The organism is Cupriavidus sp. 05N39 (assembly GCF_056397325.1).
Map to the genome: position 1 here is coordinate 1 of NZ_JBFTNE010000265.1, position 671 is coordinate 671.

Annotated in this window: 1 protein-coding gene and 1 pseudogene; both read left to right on the forward strand. The window is 69.2% G+C overall.

The features are described from left to right. A pseudogene (locus tag AC1DN0_RS41200) lies at window positions 1-214 on the forward strand (ergothioneine biosynthesis protein EgtB); the annotation flags it as partial. Further along, the coding region (locus AC1DN0_RS41205) for an L-histidine N(alpha)-methyltransferase (protein ID WP_477146625.1) at window positions 211-671 on the forward strand (461 nt) is incomplete at its 3' end. The pseudogene AC1DN0_RS41200 and the gene AC1DN0_RS41205, both read left to right, overlap by 4 nt.

Below are 671 nucleotides of genomic sequence, written 5' to 3' on the forward strand. Positions count from 1 at the left end.
GACCAGCAGCGCCTACGGCGCCTATCCGGGCTTTCGCCCCTTTGCCGGCAACCTCGGCGAATACAACGGTAAATTCATGAACGGCCAATGGATCCTGCGCGGCGGCAGCTGCGTGACCCCCGAGGGGCATGTACGTGCCAGCTACCGCAACTTCTTCGCACCGTCGGCGCGCTGGCAGTTCTCCGGCCTGCGCCTGGCGCGGGACCCGGCATGAGTACGGTAAGCGACGCGCTCGAGGCGCTGACCGACCTGCAGCCGGACCGTGCGCGGATCACCGCCGATATCCTGCAGGGGTTGTCCCAGCGGCCGCGCCAGTTGCCATCCAAGTACTTCTACGACGCGCGCGGCTCGGCCCTGTTCGAACAGATCACCCGCCAGCCCGAGTACTACCCCACGCGCACGGAACTGCACCTGCTGCAGGACTGCGCCGCCGACATCGCCAGCGTGGTCGGCCCGCGCCTGCACGTGGTCGAACTGGGCAGCGGCAGCGGCCGCAAGACCGAACTGCTGCTGCACGCGCTGGCCGACCCGGTGGCCTACACGCCCATCGAGATCTCGCGCGCCGCCCTGCTGGCCAGCATCGCGCGGCTGGCGCAGGCCCTGCCGGACATTGAAATGCTCCCGGTCTGCGCCGACTTCACCCGCCCGGTACAGCTGCCCGAACCGCAACG